Below are 19461 nucleotides of genomic sequence, written 5' to 3'. Positions count from 1 at the left end.
CTGATGAATCACGATTCCGTCGACGTCGGACTCGCCGTGCCCGTGGCCCCTGTGGTGCCCGCACGCGGTGCGGTGCGTCCGCTCGGCTTGCGGGATGTTCGGCTCCCCAGCGGCTTCTGGGCGGACCGGCAGGAGCTGGGGCGCACGGCGATCATTCCGCACATCGCGCGGTGGTTGGAACGGTCCGGATGGCTTGCGAACTTCGACGCGACTGCGGCGGGAACCGTGGCGCTCTCCCGCCAGGGTCGGGAGTTCTCCGACTCCGAGGTGTACAAGATGCTCGAGGCTGCCGCGTGGGAACTGGAACGCAGCGACGACGCCGAGATCCGCGCGATCTATGACCGCACCGTCGAGCGAGTCGCCGCGGCTCAGCAACCGGACGGCTACCTGAACACGAACTTCGGCTCCGACGGTCAGAACGCGCGCTACACGGACCTGGCGTGGGGGCACGAGCTGTACTGCTTCGGGCATCTGTTCCAGGCGGCGGTCGCCCGGCTGCGCACCGGTCGCGACGACACCCTCGTCGATGTCGCGATCCGTGCGGCGGACCACGTCGTGCGGGAGTTCGGCGGTGATGACGACCCCCGCGTGTGCGGGCATGCCGAGGTCGAGGTGGCACTCGCTGAGCTCGGACGCGCCACGGGCGACACGAGATACGTCGAGATGGCACGCAAGTTCATCGACCGTCGAGGCCGGGCATCCCTGCCCGACATCGAGTTCGGGAGAGCCTACTTCCAGGACGACATGCCGATTCGGGATGCGACCGTCCTTCGGGGGCACACCGTGCGCGCGCTGTACCTCTCATCGGGGGCGCTCGATGTCGCGGCGGACACGGACGACGTCGCACTCGAGCGTGCGGTGGCGGACCAGTATGCGCGGACCCTGGAACGGCGCACTTACCTCACCGGTGGGATGGGGTCGCATCACCAGGACGAAGCGTTCGGTGACGATTGGGAACTGCCGAGCGAGCGAGGGTACTGCGAGACCTGCGCCGGGGTGGGGTCGGTCATGACCGCGTGGAGGCTTCTCCTCGCGACCGGCGACCTGGCGTACGGCGACATCATCGAGCGGACCCTCTACAACGTGGTGGCCACATCCCCACGGGCGGACGGGCGCGCGTTCTTCTACACGAACCCGTTGCAGCAGCGCGTGGCCGGTGAGCCCGCTGACGAGGCGGTTGCGAGCGCCCGCGCGCAGGCGCAGCTGCGGGCACCGTGGTTCGAAGTCTCCTGCTGCCCGCCGAACGTCGCGCGTACGTTCGCGCAGCTGGCGGCGTATGTCGCGGTCGCGGACGACACCGGCGTCAGCATCGTCCATTTCACGGATGCCGACATCACTCTCCCCGCAGCGGACGGCACTGTGGCTCTCGCCCTGAGCATGCGCACGGCCTATCCCGCGGACGGAACCATCGCGATCGAGGTGCACGAGGCGGTGCCGGGATCGTCCGTCACTCTGCGGGTCCCGAGTTGGGCTGCGCACGCCACGCTCGTTCGTGGCGACGAACGGATCGCCGTCGATCACTCGAGCGTCCGGGTCGGGGATGTGATCGCCGGTGAGCGTTTCACGCTCGAACTGTCGATCGCACCGCGGATCACCATCGCCGATGATCGGATCGACGCCGTGCGGGGATGCGTCGCCGTGGAGGCGGGTCCGCTCGTCCTGTGCCTGGAGTCCGTCGACCTCCCCGATGGCGCGAACATGGAGGATGTGCGTGTCGGTGCGGATGCACGTGTCACGGCAACGCCGACCGGCGCGGTGATCACCGGCGCGCTCGTGGCCTCACCGGCCTCGCCGTGGCCGTACGGGGCTCCGGAGGATCACGACGCGCATTCTCTCGACCTCGATCTCGTGCCGTACCACTCGTGGGCCAATCGTGGCCCCGCCACGATGCGGGTGTGGCTGCCGACGCGGTGATCGGTCAGTAGGCGTCGCGGTCGGTCTCCGGCTCGGCCGCGGCGAAACGGGCGACGATGGCCTCGGAGCCGCGGGCGAGCAGGGAGACGTCCGCGGCGACGGCGATGAAGTCGGCGCCGGCAGCGACATAGGCCGCGGCCGCGGCCGGATCGAACGCGTTCACTCCCACCGGTTTGCCGACGGAATGGACGGCGTCGAACGTGCGCTGCACGGCGGCCCGCACGTCCGGGTGCGTCTGCTGCCCCAGCACGCCGAGGGAAGCGGCGAGGTCCGCGGGGCCGATGAACACGCCGTCCACCCCGTCCACGGCGGCGATCTCCGCAGCCGCGTCGACGGCCTCGGCGGATTCCACCTGCACGATCAGGGAGACGTGCTCGTTCGCGTCGATCAGGTAGTCGTCCACCCGGTTCCACCGCGCCGAGCGGGCCAGCGACGACCCGACACCGCGCCGGCCCTGCGGCGGATAGCGGATGGCCTCGACCAGGTGCCGAGCCTGCTCGGCCGAGCTCACCATCGGCACGATGACGTTCTGCGCCCCGATGTCCAGCACCTGCTTCAGCACGACGTCGTCGCCGAACGGGACGCGCACCAGCGGCGTGACCGGGTAGGCGGCCACAGCCTGCAGCTGAGCGCTCACCGTGTCCAGGTTGTTCGCGGAGTGCTCCATGTCGATCAGGAGCCAGTCGGCGCCGGACCCGGCGAGGATCTCGGCGGCCAGCGGGGAACCGGACACCGCCCACAGGCCCACGAGTGCGCGCTCGGATTCGGCGAGCACCTGGCGGAAGGTCGGGCTCAGGTGAAGCGACATGTGATGGTCCCCATCGGTCCGTAGTCGGCCAGCACGCTGTCCCCGCGGGACACCCACATCGGCCGCGTGAAGGAGCCGGCGAGGATGATCTCTCCGGCCTCCAGACGTGAGCCGTGCTGGTGGAACTTCTCGGCCAGCCAGGCGACGCCGGTGGCCGGGTGGTTGAGCACACCGGCGGCGACGCCGGTCTCCTCGATCGTCTCGTTGCGATACAGCAGAGCGGACACCCACCGCAGGTCGACGTCCTCGGGGCGGGTCGGATTACCGCCGAGCACCATGCCGCCGTACGCGGCGTTGTCGCTGATCGTGTCGACGATGGTCCGACCCTCGAGCTCGATGTGCGAGTTCAGCACCTCAAGAGCGGGGGTGACGAACTCCGTCGCGCGCAGCACGTCGAACACTGAGCAGTGCGGGCCCTCCAATGGCTCCTTCAGGACGAACGCGAGCTCCACCTCGATGCGGACATTCGAGAAATCGTCGAACGGAATCGTGGACCCGTTCTGCCAGACGGTGTCGTCGAACATCACGCCGTAGTCCGGCTCGGTGATGCCGGTGGCCTGCTGCATCGCGCGCGACGTGAGCCCGATCTTGCGCCCGACGAGGCGGCGTCCGCCGGCGATGTTCTTGTCCCGCCAGACGCCCTGGATCGCGTACGAGTCCTCGATCGTGGCATCCGGGTACCGCGCCGTGATGCGCGGGACGACGGTGTGGTTCGCGTCCGCGTCGGCGAGCTCGTCAGCGATCGCAGCGATGGTCTCCTGATCCAGTGCCATGCCTCATCCTCTCGTGTTCATCGCCCGCGAGACACCCAGGCACGTCCGAGACACCCTGCATCGCGCGGAGTTTCGGACGTGCTCGGGTGTCTCGGGTCAAAGCTGGTGGCCGAGCTTGTACTCGCCCTGCTTCCACTCCGGCATCGTCTCGGTGTCCTCGGGGCGCGTGTACGAGAAGCCGTCGGCGCCGATCGTCACGGCCATCTCGGACGAGTGCTCGCGCGCGAGGACGGGTTGCGGGTTGCCGTCGAGGTCGAGGACCAGGCTCCCATCCGTGTACCAGGACGGGACGACCGGATTGCCCCACCAGTCGCGGCGCTGGTTGTCGTGCACGTCCCACGTGACCACCGGGTTGTCCGGATCGCCGGTGTAGTAATCCTGCGTGTAGACCTCGACGCGGTGCCCGTCCGGGTCCCGCAGGTACAGGTAGAACGCGTTCGAGACGCCGTGCCGGCCCGGACCCCGCTCGATCGCGTCACTGCGACGCAGCGCGCCGAGCTTGTCGCAGATGGCGAGGATGTTGTGCTTCTCGTGGGTCGCGAAGCACACGTGATGCATGCGGGGCCCGTCGCCGCCGGTCATGGCGGTGTCGTGCACAGTCGGCTTGCGCCGCATCCATGCGGCGTACACGGTGCCCTCTTCGTCCTGGATGTCCTCCGTCACACGGAAGCCGAGGTCCTGCATGTACTTCACCGCGCGGGGGACATCCGGGGTCAGCTGGTTGAAGTGATCCAGCCGCACGAGCTCGCCGGGGATGTGCAGGTCGTACCGCCACGACATGCGCTCCTGGTGATCGCTCTGGTGGAAGAACTCGTACGGGAATCCGAGCGGGTCGACGACGCGGACCGAATCGCCGATGCCTTTCACGAAACCGTTCGGCTCGCGACGGACCTCGCACCCGAGCTCCGTGTAGAAGGCCACCGCCGCGTCGAGGTCCTCCGGCGTGCGCACGCGGTATGAGAACGCGGCCACCGCCGCGATCGGGCCCTTCCGAAGCACGAGATTGTGGTGGATGAACTCCTCCGTGGAGCGGAGGTAGATGGCCTCGTCGTCCTCCTCCGTGACGTACAGCCCGAGGATGTCGACGTAGAACTGCCGCGAGGCGGCGAGGTCCGTGACGATCAGCTCCATGTACGCGCAGCGCAGGACATCCGGCGGGGACGCCTGGGGGGTCGGGATCGGGTTCTCGGTCTGGATGGGGGCCTCCTGGGAGACATAGAAGCCCGAGGAGGTCAGCGTCATGTCGGCGCGATTGGTCATGTCAGATTCCTTGCGTCATTGCGGGAAGTCGAGGGGTCTCAGCGGGGGTCCGGGTCATCGAGCGACGGCTCCTCGGGAGCGTGGGCCGACTTTCCGAAAGTGGGGTTGTGCGGTTCGCCGAGCGTGATGTGCACCGACTGCTGGTCGGTGTAGAAATCGATCGACCGGTAGCCGCCCTCGTGGCCGAGGCCGGATGCCTTCACACCGCCGAACGGGGTGCGAAGATCGCGCACGTTGTTGCTGTTCAGCCACACCATGCCGGCCTCGACCGCCTGCGCGAAGTTGTGTCCGCGCTTGAGGTCATTGGTCCACACGTAGGCGGCCAGGCCGTACTTCGTGTCGTTCGCCAGCGCCAGGGCCTCCTCCTCGGAGTCGAACGGCGTGATCGCGACGACCGGACCGAAGATCTCCTCCTGGAAGATGCGGGCGTCGGGAGAGACGTCGGCGAACACCGTGGGGGCGACGTAGTTGCCGGTCGGGAAGCCCTCCGGACGTCCGCCGCCGGCCACGAGGCGTCCCTCGGTCTTGCCGATCTCGACGTAGCTCATCACCTTCTCGTAATGCTCCGGGTGGACCAGCGCACCGACCTCGGTGGTCGGGTCCTGCGGGTCGCCGACCTTCACGCGCTTGGCCTGCGCGGCGTAGCGCTCGACGAACTCGTCGTACACCGGACGCTCCACGAGGATGCGGGAACCGGCGGTGCAGCGCTCGCCGTTCAGGGAGAAGACGCCGAAGATGCAGGCGTCGATGGCGACGTCGAGGTCCGCGTCGGCGAAGACGACGGCGGGGCTCTTGCCGCCGAGCTCCATCGACAGACCCTTGAGGAACGGGGCGGCGTTGCCGAAGATGATCTGTCCGGTGCGACTCTCGCCGGTGAAGGAGATCAACGGCACGTCCGGGTGCTTGACGAGCGCGTCGCCGGCATCCTCGCCGAGACCGTTGACGAGGTTGAACACGCCCTTCGGCAGGCCCGCCTCCTCGAAGATGCCGGCCCACAGGGATGCCGACAGCGGGGTGAACTCGGCCGGCTTCAGCACGACCGTGTTGCCGGTCGCGAGAGCGGGGCCGAGCTTCCAGGACTCCAGCATGAACGGCGTGTTCCACGGCGTGATGAGTCCCGCGACGCCGATCGGTTTGCGGTTGACGTAGTTCATCTGACGGCCGGGCACCTTGAACGCGTTGTCGTGCTGGGCGACGATCAGGTCCGCGAAGAAGCGGAAGTTCTCCGCCGCGCGTCGCGCCTGACCGAGCGCCTGCGTGATCGGCAGACCCGAGTCGAAGGACTCCAGCTCAGCCAGACGCGTGTCCCGCGACTCGACGATGTCGGCGATCCGATGCAGGATGCGTGAACGATCGCGCGCCACCATCTTCGGCCAGGGGCCCTCGTCGAACGCGCGCTTGGCGGCTGCCACGGCGCGGTCGATGTCGGCCTTCTTGCCCGCGGCCGCCTGCAGGTACGTCTCGTTCGTCACCGGGTCGAGCACCTCGAAGGTGTCGCCGTCGGCGGAGTCCACGAACTCCCCGTCGATGTAGTGCTGGATGCGCTCCGGCAGGTCGGCCGGAATGTGGCGGTCGGTCATTGCTCCTCCTTGAGACGGGTGTCCTCGGTCAGGCCCCGAGCTTCTCGGTAGGCCTGCAGTGTGTGGGTACGGTGGGCGCGGGCGGCCTGTTCGATCTCGAAGCCGGGGGCCGCGGTGCGGATCAGTGCGATCAGTTCGGTGTGCTCGCGGACGGAGTGCGCGGCGCGGTCCGGGACGAAGGCGAACGTCGAGTCCCGCAGCCCCGCCAGGCGTGACCAGTCCCGCTCCACCAGCTCGAGGAGGTGCGCGTTCGGGCACCCCTCGAACAGCGTGGCGTGGAACTCCTGGTTCAGGACCGTGAAGCTGTGCGGATCGAAGGTCGGCAGCAGCGCCGCCATACGGGCGTTGATCTGCTCGGCACGTGCCAGCTGCTCTTCGCTCAGCAGCGGGGCGGCGAGCGCGGTCGCGGCACCCTCGATGATGCCGAGGGACTCCATCGTGTCCACGTAGTCGCGCGCGTCCACGAGCGTGACGCGGGCGCCCACGTTGCGTTCGAACGTCACCAGGCCCTCGGCCTCGAGGCGGCGGATCGCCTCGCGGACCGGGACGACACTCATCTGCAGCTCGTCAGCGACGCTGCCGAGCACGAGACGGTAGCCGGGGCCGAATCGGTGGCTCGCGATCCCGTCGCGAATCCACCGGTAGGCGTGTTCGGACTTGCTCGTGCGGGGGGCGGGAAGGGTCTTAATCGGCATGGTCAGCCTCGTAGCGGGCGCGCCAGGTGGCGTTCATCGGGAACAGTCCGTCCACCTTCTCGCCCTCCGCGACGCGCTGAGCGATCCAGGCGTCCTCGTCCTCCTGGGCGAGGGCGGCGTCGACGACCTCGGTCGCGATGGCGGGCGGGATGACGATCACACCGTCGCGGTCTCCGACGATGATGTCGCCCGGCTGCACGGTGGTTCCACCGCAGGCGACCGTGACATCTCCCTCCCACGGAACGTGCTTCCGGCCGAGGACAGCGGGATGGGCGCCCTGCGAATACACCGGGATGCCCACTGCCGCCACGGCGTCCCAGTCGCGCACCCCACCGTCGGTGACGATTCCGGCGGCACCGCGAGCGTGTGCGCGGATAGCGAGGACGTCACCGAGCGTTCCGGACCCCGCCTCGCCGCGCGCCTCGATCACGATGATCTCGCCCTTGCCGACCGCGTCGAACGTGCGCTTCTGCGCGTTGTACCCGCCCCCGTGCGAGGCGAACAGGTCCTCCCGGTTCGGGACGAAGCGGAGGGTCCGGGCGAGCCCGACGATCTTCTCGTCCGGGTGGTTGGAACGGACGCCGTCGATCGTGACGTTGTTCAGCCCATGCTTGCGCAGCTGGCCGGACAGGGCGGCGACCGGGACGCGCCGCAGCTTGTCGGCGAGCACCGGGTCCAGGCCGGGGGTGGGCAGGCCGGCGGCCTCGCGTGAGCCCCAGGCCTCCTCGCGCTGCAGGTCGTTGACCGCGGGCAGCGACCCGACCGCGGGGTCGTACGATCCGGCGCCGGCGACCACGGTGGTGCGCAGGATGCCGCTGGTGGCGTCGTCCGTGCTGACCTCGACCTCGACGACCGCGCCGATGTCGACGACTGAGGAACCCGCGGGGGTGCCGGTGAGGATCACGTCGCCGTGCTCGAGCGTGAAGTGCTGGGAGAGGTCGGCCACGAAGCGCGGTAACGAGAAGAACATGCCGGCGGACGTGTCGTCCTGGCGGAGCTCGCCGTCGACCCAGGTGCGCAGACGGACCGCGTCCGGGTCCACGGTGCGGGCGTCGATGAGGTTCGGTCCGAGCGGGGTGAATCCGTCGCCGCCCTTGGAGCGGACGTTCGAGCCCTTGTCATTCGCGCGCAGGTCGTAGAGGCCGAAGTCGTTCGCCGCGGTGATCCAGCCGACGTGCGACCAGGCGTCCGCGAGCGGGACCGCGCGTGCCGGGGTGTCGATGATGAGCGCGATCTCGCCCTCGAAGGCGAGGAGCTCGGTGCCCTCGGGTCGGCCGATCGTGCCCCCGCTGACCCCGACGGAACTGGACGGCTTGAAGAAGTAGGACGGCTGCGCGGGTTTGCGTCCGCGCTGGGCGGCGCGGGAGGAGTAGCTCAGGTGAACGGCGATGATCTTGCCCGGTCGAACCGGCAGGTTCGCGAAGCGCGGGTCGGTGTCCGTCGTCATGGGCTTCCTTGCTCTTCGTGGACGAGAGACGACTCGTCCGGAACGGGGGTTGAGTCGTATCTCAAATCGTATATCATCACCCGTAACCGGGCAATGTCACGGGGAGGCACCCCTCGGGTCAGGACCGGCATGACAAAGGAGTCCTTCAATGTCCGCAGGCTCAGGGCCGGCTCTCACGCCGACCGGAACCATCAGCACGTCGGCGGATCGTCGCCGGGTCGTGCTCGCAACGGTGATCGGCACCACGATCGAGTGGTACGACTTCTTCACCTACGCCGCCGCTACCGCGGTCGTCTTCATTCCGCTGTTCTTCTCTCCGTTCGGTGAGGGGACCGGAGGCCTCCTGGCCTTCTTTGGAATCGGGGTCAGCTTCCTGTTCCGGCCGCTGGGAGCGTTCCTGGCCGGGCACTACGGTGACAAGCTGGGACGTCGTCGCGTTCTGATGTGGACGCTCGTGATGATGGGTCTGTCGACGGCCCTCATCGGCGTCCTGCCCACCGCGGCCGTCGCCGGCTTCGCGGCACCGATTCTGCTGCTCCTGCTGCGCGTTCTGCAGGGCATCTCGGCCGGTGGCGAGTGGGGCGGCGCCGTGCTGATGGCGGTCGAACACGCGCCGAAGGACAAGCGCGGTCTGTTCGGCGCGAGCCCGCAGGTCGGCGTGCCGCTCGGCCTGCTGCTGTCCAGCGGGATCATGGCGCTGACGTCGAGCCTGCTCGGCGCGGACGCGTTCGCGGCCTGGGGGTGGCGCATCCCGTTCCTGCTGTCGATCGTGCTGATCTTCGTCGGATATTGGATCCGCCGGGGCGTCGAGGAAAGCCCGGTGTTCCTCGAGATCGCTCAGCGCGCTGCGCACACGAAGATGCCGATCGCACGGCTGCTGCGCCATCATCTGCCGCTGGTGCTGCTGGCCGCGCTCGTGTTCGCCGGCAACAATGCCGTCGGATACATGACCACCGGTGGCTTCGTGCAGAACTACACCACCGACCCGAAGGGGCCGCTGGCGCTGCCGGTCACGCCCATCCTGTGGATCGTGGCGCTGTCCGCGGTGACGTGGTTGATCTTCACCTGGCTCGCGGGGTGGATCTGCGACAAGATCGGTCGACGGACGACCTACCTGATCGGCTGGGTTCTGCAGGCGATCGGCGTGATCGCGCTGTTCCCGATGGTGAATACCGGAAGCCTCGTCATGGTCGCGCTCGCGCTGATCCTGTTGACGCTCGGGCTCGGCTTCACCTACGGGCCGCAGGCGGCGTTCTACACCGAGATGTTCCCGGCGTCGATCCGCTTCTCCGGCGTCTCGATCTCGTACGCGCTGGGATCGATCCTCGGCGGAGCGTTCTCGGGCTTGATCGCGAAGGCGATCGTGCAGGCGACCGGCTCGACGGTGGGGGTCGTCTGGTATCTGCTGGGGATGACGGTGATCGGACTGCTCGCCACCCTTGCGCTGAAGGACCGCAGCGGGATTCCGCTCGGTCCGGACGCCGAGGATGAGCAGTCCGTGAGCGCGGTCTACGGCCTTTCGAAGGCCTGATGACCGCTTCGCCCCCGCCCCGAAACGGGGTGGGGGCGAAGCGTCGTCCGTTCTGTCCCGTTGCCGGCGCTCAGTCTCCGCCTCGGCCGTTGCGCGCGCGATCTCTGGACGAAACGTTGGTCCGTGCGGGGCGGGGGTTCTCGTGTCGAGTTCCGGCGTGGTTGCGTTCTTTTGGCTTAAGACGGCATGGGTTTTCAGGGTGGTGCTGTTCGACTGTCGGCGCGCGGATGTCGGGGTGGTCGCGTCGGGTGCGCTCGGAGTGGCGTGGGTGCGTTGCGTTCGGCGCTGCGGGTTCCGGCGGGGTTGGGTTTTCGGCTTCAGACCGTCCGGCGTGGATCGAGTCGCGTCGCCGGGTCGGGTTGGCGGGGTGGTTGCCATCGCGTCGGTGTCGTTTTCGTTGCTCGTCGCGTGAGCGCCGGCGGGTTGAAGCTTCGCGGGGTGGGTGGCGGGTTCCGCCATGCGGTGCGGGTCGCGTTCCTGCGTGGTCGGGTCTTTCGGCTGGGGACGGTGCCCGTCTGCTCGGCTTTTGTTGCCGTCTCGCGTTCGTGAGGGGGTCGCCATTGCGCCGTTCACGTCCTCGACGTGGTTCCCTGTCTCGGTCGTTGGACTCGCGTCGGCGAGACGGAGGGTCGGAGAGCCCGGGGTGGGTGTGGTGTGGGCGGAGTTCTCCCCGGACATCACGCACCCGGCTTCGGCTGTCCGGTGGCCCGTGGGCCGGTGGGTTGCCAGGATTGGGTGGGGTCGATCCAGTCCGGTGGTCGGACTTCGGGGACGCCGTCGGTCATGCGGATGTCCCAGTGCATGCGGTCGATGAATCGGTGGTGGTGCCAGCAGATCAGCACCCCGTTGTCGACATCCGTCTGACCGCCGTTGGACCATTCCTTCACGTGGTGGATTTCGCACCAGCGGGCTGGGGTGTGGCATCCCGGGATGATGCAGGACCGGTCCCGGGCGGTGATCGCTCGCCGCTGGTCGGTGCTGAACAGCCGCTTGTCGATGGTGAGCTTCACGATCCGCCCGTTCTTCGCGGACGTGAGGTGCTGGATGGTGCCACAGCATCCGACGTGCTTCGCCGCGGCGAACGGGGCCGGAACATCCGTGCCCGTCGCATCTGCCCCGGGGATCGTGGCCCAGCCTTTACCGGCCCGCACAGTGTCTTCGCTCGCGTGGATGACCAGGACGGGTGCGCGGCCGCCGTTCGTCGGCATGTCCGGAGCGTTCGGGACCGCGGCGAGGATCGTGCCGAGGGCGTCGTGGTTGCGTTGCGCCATGCTCCGCACATCCGCGTTCTCGTCGGATTCGTCGGAGGGCCGGAACTTCACGCCCGCCGGTTGGCCGTGCGGGTTGTTGATCGAATCCAGCAACACCGACAGCGCACCGGCGACATCCGGGACCAGCTGGCCGGTGATCGGGACGAGCCCGTTGCGCTTGATCCCGAGCCGCAGTGCCCGCCCTCGGAAGGCCTTTTCTTCTTCCGCCTCGGCGCCGGTGATGTCCAGGTCTGTGGCCAGGCGGAGGGAGAGGTCGCGGAGGGTGTCGCACATCACCGGCGCACCGGCCGTCGTCGTCATTGCGGCGAGAACCTCGTCAACCTCGGCGAGATCCGTCGGCGCGACGCGATCCTTGATCTCCCGCAGGGGCCGGGTCGCGGCCTCCAGGCCGTCCGCGCCGATGGCTCCGATGGTGAGAGCTTCGCGCAGGGCCGGGAACTCGGCCGGCCGGATCTCACCCGACGCGAGCGTGTGCTCCGGCTTCACCACGGCCGCGAGTCGGCTCCATCGCTTGACGGTGGTGGGGGCGGCACCGGTGGTGCGCTGGAGAACTTCGTTGGCGGAGCGGCAGTCGGAAGAAACGTCGAAGCGCTCCGCAGATGCGGAGCGCTTCTCGATCACACCGGTGAGTTCGATCGCGGCGGCTTCTGATTGCCGGAGCATGTCTCCGACGCTGACCGCGAACCCGAGAACGTCCTCGCGGTCCGCCGTGTCGAGGGTGCCGGAGGTGAGGATGGAGCGGAGGTCGGCGACGGCGTGTGCCATCGTTTCCCGGGTCCGTTCCATCGTGGTGTTCATAACCCATATTTTACGCCGGGCCTCCGACATTGGACGTTGAATATCCCAGGCTGTGGATGGATTTCGGCCTGTGGAGATGAGGTTTCTCTCACCCTGATCCCGCCGAGCACCTCGCGCCGTTTCGCCTCGCTGGCCCTCGCTCATCGACCCTCGGAGCCCCCTATTGGGAACTCGAGCCGGCGCGCGGAACGCACCCATCCACAGCGCCGTCTGAAGCACGAACCCCGTGGGAAACCAACGTGAGCCGCGGGCGTGGTGTAGGGCTGCGCCACCGGGGGAGCGGGCACAGCCGACCGTGCCGGGGGCGTGCCCGTGCGTGTCAGGAGTTCACGCGGATGATCTCCTGCTGGTACGGCGCGATGACGTGTGTGGAGACGCGGCAGTCCAGCAGCAGGAAGCGGCGCTCGCTGACCGGTTCGGCGGCCCAGGTGGCGAGCCGGTCCAGATCATCGAGGGACGTGACGACGACACCCTCGGCACCGACCGCTTCGGCGAGGGCGGCGAAGTCCACGCCGGGGATCATCATCGGACCGGTCGCCAGGCCCTTGAGGCCGTAGAGGTTCACTTCGGCGCCGTACGCGCCGTCGTTCCAGACCACGCCGATGCCGCGTCCGCCGGCAGCCCGGACGGCGGACTCCAGGTCGGACAGGGCCATCAGTCCACCGCCGTCGCCGGTGGAGAGCACGACCGTTGACTCCGGGCGGGCGGCGGCCGCGCCGACCACGCTCGGGAATCCGAGGCCGATGGACTGGTAGGCGGTGCCGACCATCATCATGCGGTCGGGCGACGCCACCGGCCAGTACATGTTCGCCCAGCCGATGAAATGTCCGCCGTCCGTGACGACGACCCGGTCCTCCGGCAGGCTCTCCGCGATGCGAACGGCGACGGACCGGGGGTCGAGACGGCCGTCATCGGCCAGGTCCGCGCCGGGCTCCTGCCGCCGCAGCGCGTCCGCGTCGATGCTCTCCCGCCACGCCGGTCCAGACCGTTCCGGCAGCTCCGCGAGGATCGCCTCCGCGGTCAATCGCGCGTCACCGCGGACGTAACCGGACACGACGGGGTGGGTCGCGGTGGGGGAGATGTCCACCTGGAAGACGCGCGTGTCCGGTCCGAACAGTGCCCCGAAGCGCATCGTGAACTGGTTCAGCGCGGCACCGAACACGACGGCGACGTCTGCCGTGCGGATCAGCTCCATCGCGTCCTCGGCGCCGAAACCGCCGGTCACGCCGAGGTCGTAGGCGGTCTCCGGAAAGACGCCGCGACCGAGCGCCGTGGACGAGGTCACTGCGCCGGTCGCCGCGGCGAGCGCGCCGAGAACCTCGCCGGCTCCGGACAGGTGCGCGCCGCGTCCGGCGAGCAGATACGGACGTTCCGCGCTCGCCAGCGCGGTGGCGATGTCCGCGATCCGCGCGGTGCTGACCGCACCGGCGGGAGCGACGGCGGTCGGCAGACGCAGCGCGGGCACGGCGCCCGGTTCGCCGGCCTCGAGCGTCGCGACGTCGTAGGGGATCGCCAGGACGACCGGAACGCTGTAGCTCAGTGCGTGCTCGATCGCGATCACGGTTGTGGCGACCGCGTCCGCGCGCCCGACGGTGTAAGTGCGCGCCCCGACGGCGGAGGACAGCGCGATCTGGTCCACATCCCACGGGCGCGGCCCCGAGGTCGGCTCGTCGCCGACCACCAGCACGAGCGGAACGTGCGCCTGGGCGGCCTCGGCCAGCGGGGTGAGCGTGTTGGTGAACCCGGCGCCATAGGTCGCCGTCGCGATCGCGATGCGTCCGGACGCGCGGAAGTGCGCGTCCGCCGCGACCACACCACCCGCCTCGTGGCGGACGGCGGTGAAGGTCACTCGGCGCGAGCGCTCGAGCGCATCCAGGAGGTAGGCGTTGCCGTTGCCCATCACGCCGAAGACGTGGCCGGCGTGAGCGGCGAGCGCATGCGCGACGTGGGCGGAGACGGAGGTGTCGGTGGGCATGGTGATTCCTGTCGTGAGAACGGAGCGGAAGGGTCCGTATGTGTCTCACGCGGGCCGACGACACCGTCGACTTGGCTTCGTGCCCATTTTTCGAGCACCGGGGTCATGCCCCGGACTGGATCAGTATATGAGGGGGTCCCTCGGCTCAGGAGCTGACCACCTGTGGTGAGCCGACGGCCTTCAGCCCCTCAACACCGAACTCCATGCCGTAGCCGGACTGCTTCGCCCCACCGAACGGGACCATCGGGTTCAACCCGCCGTGGGAGTTGATCCACACGGTGCCGGACTGCAGGCGCTGGGCGACCGCGCGGGCGGCGTCCTTGTCCGCCGACCACACGGAGGCGCCGAGACCGACGTCGACGCCGTTCGCCATCGCGACCGCCTCGTCGATCGTGGCGTACCGGATGATCGGCAGCGCCGGACCGAACTGCTCCTGCTGCACCAGCGGGTTGTCGTCTGCGATGTCGGCGACGAGCGTGGCCGGGTAGAAGTTGCCCGGGGCGTCCGCGTCCGGGTCGCCGCCGAGCAGGATGCGCGCACCCGCGGCGCGGGCGTCCTCGACGAGACTGGCGACGATGTCGTACTGCTGCCGGTTCTGCAGCGGACCGAGGACGTTCTGCTCGTCCAGCCCGACCCCCATCGGGACATTGCGGGCGTAGTCGGTCAGGGCGGCGCAGACCGCGTCGTAGACGTCCTCGTGCACGTACAGGCGTTTGAGTGCGGCGCAGGTCTGACCGGTGTTGATGAATGCGCCCCAGAACAGGTCCTCGGCGATCGCGGTCGGATCGACATCCGGCAGCACGATGCCCGCATCGTTGCCACCGAGCTCCAGGGTCAGTCGCTTGACGGTGTCGGCGGAGCTGCGGATGATCGCCTTGCCGGTCGCGGTGGAACCGGTGAACATGACCTTGCCGATGTCCGGATGACCGGAAAGGCGGGCTCCCGCCTCGCGGTCACCGGAGACGGCGATCAGCACGCCGTCGGGCAGAGCCGAATTGATCACGTGGACGAGGGCCAGCACGCTCAGCGGAGTGTGCTCGCTCGGCTTGATCACCACGGTGTTGCCCATTCGCAGCGAGGGTGCGATCTGCCACACGGAGATCATCATCGGCCAGTTCCACGGACCGATCGCGCCCACGACGCCGATCGGTCGATAGTGCAGCTCGGCGTGGGACTCGCCGTCATCGACGAGGACCTCCGGTTCCAGCACCGTCGTCGCGGCCGCGCGCAACCAGACCTCGCATGCGCCGACCTCGAAGCGCGCGTTCGGACCGTTCAGGGGCTTGCCCTGCTCGCGGGAGAGCAGCCGCGCCAGGGGTTCGGCCGCGGCATGAACCGCGTCCGCGGCCGCCAACAGGTAGGCGCTGCGCTGGTCGTGCGCGAGCGCCGCCCACCCGGGCTGGGCGCCCTTCGCGGTGGCGACGGCCGCGTCAATGGCCGCAGCGCCCTCCACGGGAACCGTGCCCACCAGCTCACCGGTCGCCGGGTCATGAACCTCACGCGTCGGCCCGCTGGTGGGGGCGATGGCGGCGAGCAGCTCGGAGTCGGTGTTCATGTGACCCTCCCGGAGACGTGAGACTGCTCTCAAGCTAGAGCTCCGGGGCACGCGGTGGTTGAACCGGCGCGCATCGGTGTTGTCTCCTCGTGCACGATGACACCGTCGGGGTGTCCGGCCAGGGCCTGGACCTGGCCTGGACCTGAACCTGCGCGCATCGCTGTTTCTCGTCGTGCGCGATGACACCGGTGAGGTGCCCGGTCAGGCGGAGGCGCTGGCTTGGACGCCCGTGATCTGCCCCTGCGCGTTGAAGGTGAGGTGCGCGCTGGACGAACCGTCGCTGAGGTCCGCGCCCAGATACTGGTCATCGGACCAGCGGAACGTCCAACCCTTGGCCGTCGCCAAGCCCCACACGGAGGTGCGGGCGTCGCGGAACAGGCCGGTCGAGAGCAGCCGCGGCAGCTTGATCACCGTGGTGGCGAGAGTGAGCTCGGGCAGCGGTGCGTCCAGGAGGAACACGATCCGCGTACCGCCCTCGACCGGGGCGGAGTAGTACGGGCCGGCGCCGAGAATGCCGGTGGCAGTCTGGCCGAGCTCGTGCGCGATGGCGGCCAGGGCGTCGCCGTCGGACGCGTTCACGGTCTCCGGCAGCGGCAGCTCGGCCTCGCGCAGCTCCCGCACGTCGTCCTTCTCGCCCTGGCGTCGCAGTCCCGCGACCGAACCCTCCGCGTGCCCCTGCGGATGCGCCCAGCCCCACAGGATGGAGCGCGGTCCGGGAGCGATCGAGGCGACCAGTTGCGCTTTTGTGGTGAGGGTGCGCGCCGGGTCCGACTCGCTGGCGAAGGTCAGCGTGCCGGCCTGCATGTCGACATCCCAGCGGTGCGGCCCGAGGGCGGTGGTCGCTTCGACCAGGGCGTCCTGGTGGAGCAGGGCCAGCAGCAGGCCACGATCGATGTACGGCTGCAGGGCGGGGAACGTCGCCATGACTGTCCTTCCTCGGAGCGGGTGTCACGTCAGATTCTGCCAGGCCGTCGCGATGTCCGGGCCGAACCTCCGATGTCGCGTTCTTGCCGCCTCGCATGGTCGGAAGAACTGAGGTTCTTTCACTGACGGCAAGCAGACGGGTTGTCGGGATACGAATCGGTCGGTCCGCCCTGTGCCTCGCCCGTACCGTGGAGGGGACGAGCGTCGACGCGGGCGCTCGTCTGCCACACCGGATGACCCCGCAAGGAAGCGCATGAACGAGCTCGACGCCCACCGCACCGCCTGGACCCGCAACGAGGAGCTGGCCGAGCGCATGATCCCGTACATCGGTGCGCTGCAGCGCGATCGTGGCGTGGTCACCTCGATTCACGGGTTCCGCTTGCTCGGGCTGTCGGCGACGGGCATCATCGCCGCCCACGCGCGGGCGGAGCAGCTCGGTCACGACTCCCTGTCGCTGGAGGACTCGCTCGCCGTCGTCGAGGCGCTGCACGCGCTGCCGCTGCGCCCCGCCTCGATCGACGTCGCACGCATCGCGCTGGATCGTCCGGAGGACGTCGAACTCGTCGACTACCTGCGTGAGCGCCTCGCGGACGCGCTGCACGACGGCGATGAGACCCTCGCCGAGCGTGACGTGGTGCTGTACGGCTTCGGTCGCATCGGACGCCTCCTCGCCCGCATCCTGATCACGCACGCCGGCGGTGGTTCCGGACTGCAGCTGCGCGCGATCGTGGTGCGTCGCGGATCCGACTCCGATCTCGCCAAGCGCGCCTCTCTGCTCCTGCGCGACTCCGTGCACGGTCCCTTCGAAGGCACCGTCACGATCGACGAGGAGAAGGAGCAGATCATCGCCAACGGCGTGCCGATCCAGGTGATCTACTCCAACGACCCGGCCACCATCGACTACACCGCGTACGGCATCAACGACGCGATCGTAGTGGACAACACTGGCCGCTGGCGCGACGCCGAGGGCCTCGGCCAGCACCTGCAGTCCACGGGCGTCTCCCGCGTGCTGCTCACCGCGCCCGGTAAGGGCGCGCTGAAGAACATCGTGCACGGGATCAACCACGACACGATCACCGAGGCGGACACGATTCTCTCGGCGGCATCCTGCACCACGAACGCGATCACCCCGGTCCTCGCCGCGATCGACGAGGCATACGGCATCGTCCACGGCCACGTCGAGACCGTCCACTCGTTCACGAACGACCAGAACCTCATCGACAACTTCCACAAGGGTGACCGCCGCGGTCGCTCCGCCGTGCTGAACATGGTCATCGCCGAGACCGGTGCCGCCAAGGCCGTCTCCAAGGCGCTGCCGCAGCTGGAGGGCAAGCTCACCGGTTCCGCGATCCGCGTGCCGACCCCGGACGTCTCCCTCGCCGTGCTGAACGTGACACTCGAGCGTCCGGCGACCAAGGACGAGGTCAACGACTACCTGCGCCGTGTCTCGCTGCACTCGAAACTGCGCCAGCAGATCGACTACATCGAATCGCCCGAGGTCGTCTCCACCGACTTCGTCGGCTCGCACCGCGCCGGCATCGTGGACGGCCTCGCGACGATCGCGAACGACACGAACCTCATCCTCTACGTCTGGTACGACAACGAGTACGGCTACTCCCGTCAGGTCGTCCGCGTGCTCGAGGCGATGGCCGGGTCCCACCCTGTCGTCATCCCCGAGCGCAGCGACGTGCGCTTGATCCCCGCCTGACACAGACTCCCCGCTCCGGTTCGGTTCCGTGGATGGTCCGAACCGGAGCGCGGTCCTGTCCGGTGCAGGCTCTTGTTGGGGGCAGTCCTGTCCAGCGCCTGCTCTTGTCGGCGGTGTGCGGCATCATGTCGGCATGAGCCCTGATGGACTGCGCGCGGCGAGGCTGCGCTCGCATCTGCTGACAGCGCCGGCCGCGACGATCGTCGATGCCGCCCGGCATCAGTGCGGCACGCAGGCCCAGGAACTCTGGGGAGGCCGGTTCGCGCTGTCCGCACGCGTGGCGGGTGCGCCGACCGCCCGCGCCGTGGACGCCGCGTTCGACGCCGGCGAGATCGTCCGCACCTGGCCGATGCGCGGCACGCTGCACATTCTCGCGGCGGAGGACGTCGACTGGATGCTGTCGATCACGAGCGCCCGCGTGCGCCGGTCCGCCGCCGGACGGCACCGTGAGCTCGAGCTTGAGGACGACGATTTCTCGCGCGCGGAACAGACTCTTCGGCGGGTGCTCGCTTCCGGCGGGCTGCGCCGCGCGCACGCGTTCGCCGCACTCACCGCGGACGGGGTCGAGACGACCGGTCAGCGCGGTGCCCACCTGCTGCTCGCGCTCGCGATCACCGGCGTCGTGCACTGGGGCGCCACGGTGCCGCGTCCGGACGGCGCGCCCGCAACAGAGCAGCTGTTGACGCTGAACGACGATCTGCCCACGCAGCGGACGGTGGCGGGCGATGCGACGGCGGAGCTGCTGCGACGCTATCTCCAGGGACACGCCCCCGCTTCGATCGCGGACTTCGCCTGGTGGGCGGGCCTGCCGATCACTCCCGCTCGCGCGGCGGCGGTCGTCGCCCGGGACGACGAGTCGCCCCTGGCAGATGACGTCCTGCTGGATCTCGATGCATCCGGTCGGGTGGTCGTCGCCGAGATCTCGGCCGCCGATGCGACACCGGACTCCCTGCTCGCCCTGCCGACGTTCGAGGAGTACTACATCTCCTACGCCGACCGCTCGCGGGTGGCGTCCGACGACGTGCGCGCCGCCGTGGGCCCTGGCCGCAATGGCATGGTGCGCGCCATCCTCCTGCGCAGGGGCGAAGTGGTCGGCACGTGGACGCGCGCCGGCGAGCTCTCCGTCCTGGCGCCGGACCTCGCGTCGCGCGATGCTGAGGCTGCGCTCGAAACCTGGCGCACCCACGCCGCCTGACGCTCCTGGCGGGGGGCTTCCACTCTT

14 protein-coding genes are annotated in these 19461 nt (G+C 69.0%); 4 read left to right on the top strand and 10 right to left on the bottom strand.

Features of this window, described 5'->3' with window-relative positions; genetic code table 11:
• Positions 1–3: 3 nt before the first annotated feature.
• A complete protein-coding gene (locus BN1193_RS11895) occupies positions 4–1914 on the top strand; it encodes a glycoside hydrolase family 127 protein (RefSeq protein WP_040166606.1) in 1911 nt (636 codons plus the stop codon).
• Positions 1915–1918: 4 nt separating this feature from the next.
• Here the strand turns inward: BN1193_RS11895 and BN1193_RS11890 are convergent, their stop codons facing one another.
• The 6 genes from BN1193_RS11890 to BN1193_RS11865 form a co-directional block, all read right to left on the bottom strand.
• A complete protein-coding gene (locus BN1193_RS11890) occupies positions 1919–2722 on the bottom strand; it encodes an HpcH/HpaI aldolase family protein (protein ID WP_040166605.1) in 804 nt (267 codons plus the stop codon).
• A complete protein-coding gene (gene hpaH / locus BN1193_RS11885) occupies positions 2707–3495 on the bottom strand; it encodes a 2-oxo-hept-4-ene-1,7-dioate hydratase (protein WP_040166603.1) in 789 nt (262 codons plus the stop codon). The genes BN1193_RS11890 and hpaH overlap by 16 nt, the downstream gene beginning before the upstream one ends.
• A 96-nt stretch (positions 3496–3591) precedes the next feature.
• Positions 3592–4755 carry a 3,4-dihydroxyphenylacetate 2,3-dioxygenase gene (gene hpaD / locus BN1193_RS11880; protein WP_040166602.1) on the bottom strand — a complete coding sequence of 388 codons (1164 nt, stop codon included), beginning with the start codon at positions 4753–4755 and terminating at the stop codon, positions 3592–3594.
• A 38-nt stretch (positions 4756–4793) separates the two neighbouring features.
• The gene (gene hpaE, locus BN1193_RS11875) at positions 4794–6335 is read right to left on the bottom strand and encodes a 5-carboxymethyl-2-hydroxymuconate semialdehyde dehydrogenase (RefSeq protein ID WP_052460700.1); all 1542 of its coding nucleotides are present in this window, start codon (positions 6333–6335) and stop codon (positions 4794–4796) included.
• Positions 6332–7030, bottom strand: coding sequence for a GntR family transcriptional regulator (locus BN1193_RS11870; RefSeq protein WP_040166601.1), 699 nt, complete (start codon positions 7028–7030; stop codon positions 6332–6334). Before BN1193_RS11870 ends, hpaE begins: the two co-directional genes overlap by 4 nt.
• Complete coding sequence (locus BN1193_RS11865) at positions 7020–8477, bottom strand: fumarylacetoacetate hydrolase family protein (protein WP_040166600.1); 1458 nt, start codon at positions 8475–8477, stop codon at positions 7020–7022. The genes BN1193_RS11870 and BN1193_RS11865 overlap by 11 nt, the downstream gene beginning before the upstream one ends.
• A 148-nt stretch (positions 8478–8625) precedes the next feature.
• Between BN1193_RS11865 and BN1193_RS11860 the strand changes: the two genes are divergently transcribed.
• Positions 8626–10008 (top strand): MFS transporter, encoded by a 1383-nt coding sequence (locus BN1193_RS11860; protein WP_040166599.1) that lies wholly within the window; start codon positions 8626–8628, stop codon positions 10006–10008.
• 677 nt (positions 10009–10685) lie between these two features.
• Here BN1193_RS11860 and BN1193_RS11855 read toward each other — a convergent pair.
• From BN1193_RS11855 to BN1193_RS11840, 4 genes are all read right to left on the bottom strand, one after another.
• The gene (locus tag BN1193_RS11855; protein WP_040166598.1) at positions 10686–12077 is read right to left on the bottom strand and encodes an HNH endonuclease signature motif containing protein; all 1392 of its coding nucleotides are present in this window, start codon (positions 12075–12077) and stop codon (positions 10686–10688) included.
• A gap of 319 nt (positions 12078–12396) precedes the next feature.
• Positions 12397–14052, bottom strand: coding sequence for a thiamine pyrophosphate-binding protein (locus tag BN1193_RS11850; protein ID WP_040166595.1), 1656 nt, complete (start codon positions 14050–14052; stop codon positions 12397–12399).
• Between the two features lie 145 nt (positions 14053–14197).
• Positions 14198–15607 (bottom strand): aldehyde dehydrogenase family protein, encoded by a 1410-nt coding sequence (locus BN1193_RS11845; protein WP_040166594.1) that lies wholly within the window; start codon positions 15605–15607, stop codon positions 14198–14200.
• A 201-nt stretch (positions 15608–15808) separates the two neighbouring features.
• Positions 15809–16531: a DUF6882 domain-containing protein gene (locus BN1193_RS11840; protein ID WP_040166593.1), complete on the bottom strand. Its 723-nt coding sequence runs from the start codon at positions 16529–16531 to the stop codon at positions 15809–15811.
• A 253-nt stretch (positions 16532–16784) separates the two neighbouring features.
• On the opposite strand from BN1193_RS11840, the gene BN1193_RS11835 reads away from it, so the two are divergent.
• The gene (locus tag BN1193_RS11835; RefSeq protein WP_040166591.1) at positions 16785–18239 is read left to right on the top strand and encodes a glyceraldehyde-3-phosphate dehydrogenase; all 1455 of its coding nucleotides are present in this window, start codon (positions 16785–16787) and stop codon (positions 18237–18239) included.
• 133 nt (positions 18240–18372) lie between these two features.
• Positions 18373–19434, top strand: coding sequence for a DNA glycosylase AlkZ-like family protein (locus BN1193_RS11830; RefSeq protein ID WP_040166588.1), 1062 nt, complete (start codon positions 18373–18375; stop codon positions 19432–19434).
• Positions 19435–19461 lie beyond the last annotated feature (27 nt).

Source organism: Microbacterium gorillae (genome assembly GCF_000826185.2).
GTDB classification, from domain to species: Bacteria; Actinomycetota; Actinomycetes; order Actinomycetales; family Microbacteriaceae; genus Microbacterium; species Microbacterium gorillae.
Note: the sequence above shows the minus strand (reverse complement) of the source record. Positions and strands in the feature narration are given on the sequence as shown.

Bases quoted from the DNA above. Each gene is read 5' to 3' on its own strand.
- BN1193_RS11895 (WP_040166606.1), top strand. From the start codon at position 4: ATGAATCACGATTCCGTCGACGTCGGACTCGCCGTGCCCGTGGCCCCT.
- BN1193_RS11890 (WP_040166605.1), bottom strand. From the start codon at position 2,722: ATGTCGCTTCACCTGAGCCCGACCTTCCGCCAGGTGCTCGCCGAATCC.
- hpaH (WP_040166603.1), bottom strand. From the start codon at position 3,495: ATGGCACTGGATCAGGAGACCATCGCTGCGATCGCTGACGAGCTCGCC.
- hpaD (WP_040166602.1), bottom strand. From the start codon at position 4,755: ATGACCAATCGCGCCGACATGACGCTGACCTCCTCGGGCTTCTATGTC.
- hpaE (WP_052460700.1), bottom strand. From the start codon at position 6,335: ATGACCGACCGCCACATTCCGGCCGACCTGCCGGAGCGCATCCAGCAC.
- BN1193_RS11870 (WP_040166601.1), bottom strand. From the start codon at position 7,030: ATGCCGATTAAGACCCTTCCCGCCCCCCGCACGAGCAAGTCCGAACAC.
- BN1193_RS11865 (WP_040166600.1), bottom strand. From the start codon at position 8,477: ATGACGACGGACACCGACCCGCGCTTCGCGAACCTGCCGGTTCGACCG.
- BN1193_RS11860 (WP_040166599.1), top strand. From the start codon at position 8,626: ATGTCCGCAGGCTCAGGGCCGGCTCTCACGCCGACCGGAACCATCAGC.
- BN1193_RS11855 (WP_040166598.1), bottom strand. From the start codon at position 12,077: ATGAACACCACGATGGAACGGACCCGGGAAACGATGGCACACGCCGTC.
- BN1193_RS11850 (WP_040166595.1), bottom strand. From the start codon at position 14,052: ATGCCCACCGACACCTCCGTCTCCGCCCACGTCGCGCATGCGCTCGCC.
- BN1193_RS11845 (WP_040166594.1), bottom strand. From the start codon at position 15,607: ATGAACACCGACTCCGAGCTGCTCGCCGCCATCGCCCCCACCAGCGGG.
- BN1193_RS11840 (WP_040166593.1), bottom strand. From the start codon at position 16,531: ATGGCGACGTTCCCCGCCCTGCAGCCGTACATCGATCGTGGCCTGCTG.
- BN1193_RS11835 (WP_040166591.1), top strand. From the start codon at position 16,785: ATGAACGAGCTCGACGCCCACCGCACCGCCTGGACCCGCAACGAGGAG.
- BN1193_RS11830 (WP_040166588.1), top strand. From the start codon at position 18,373: ATGAGCCCTGATGGACTGCGCGCGGCGAGGCTGCGCTCGCATCTGCTG.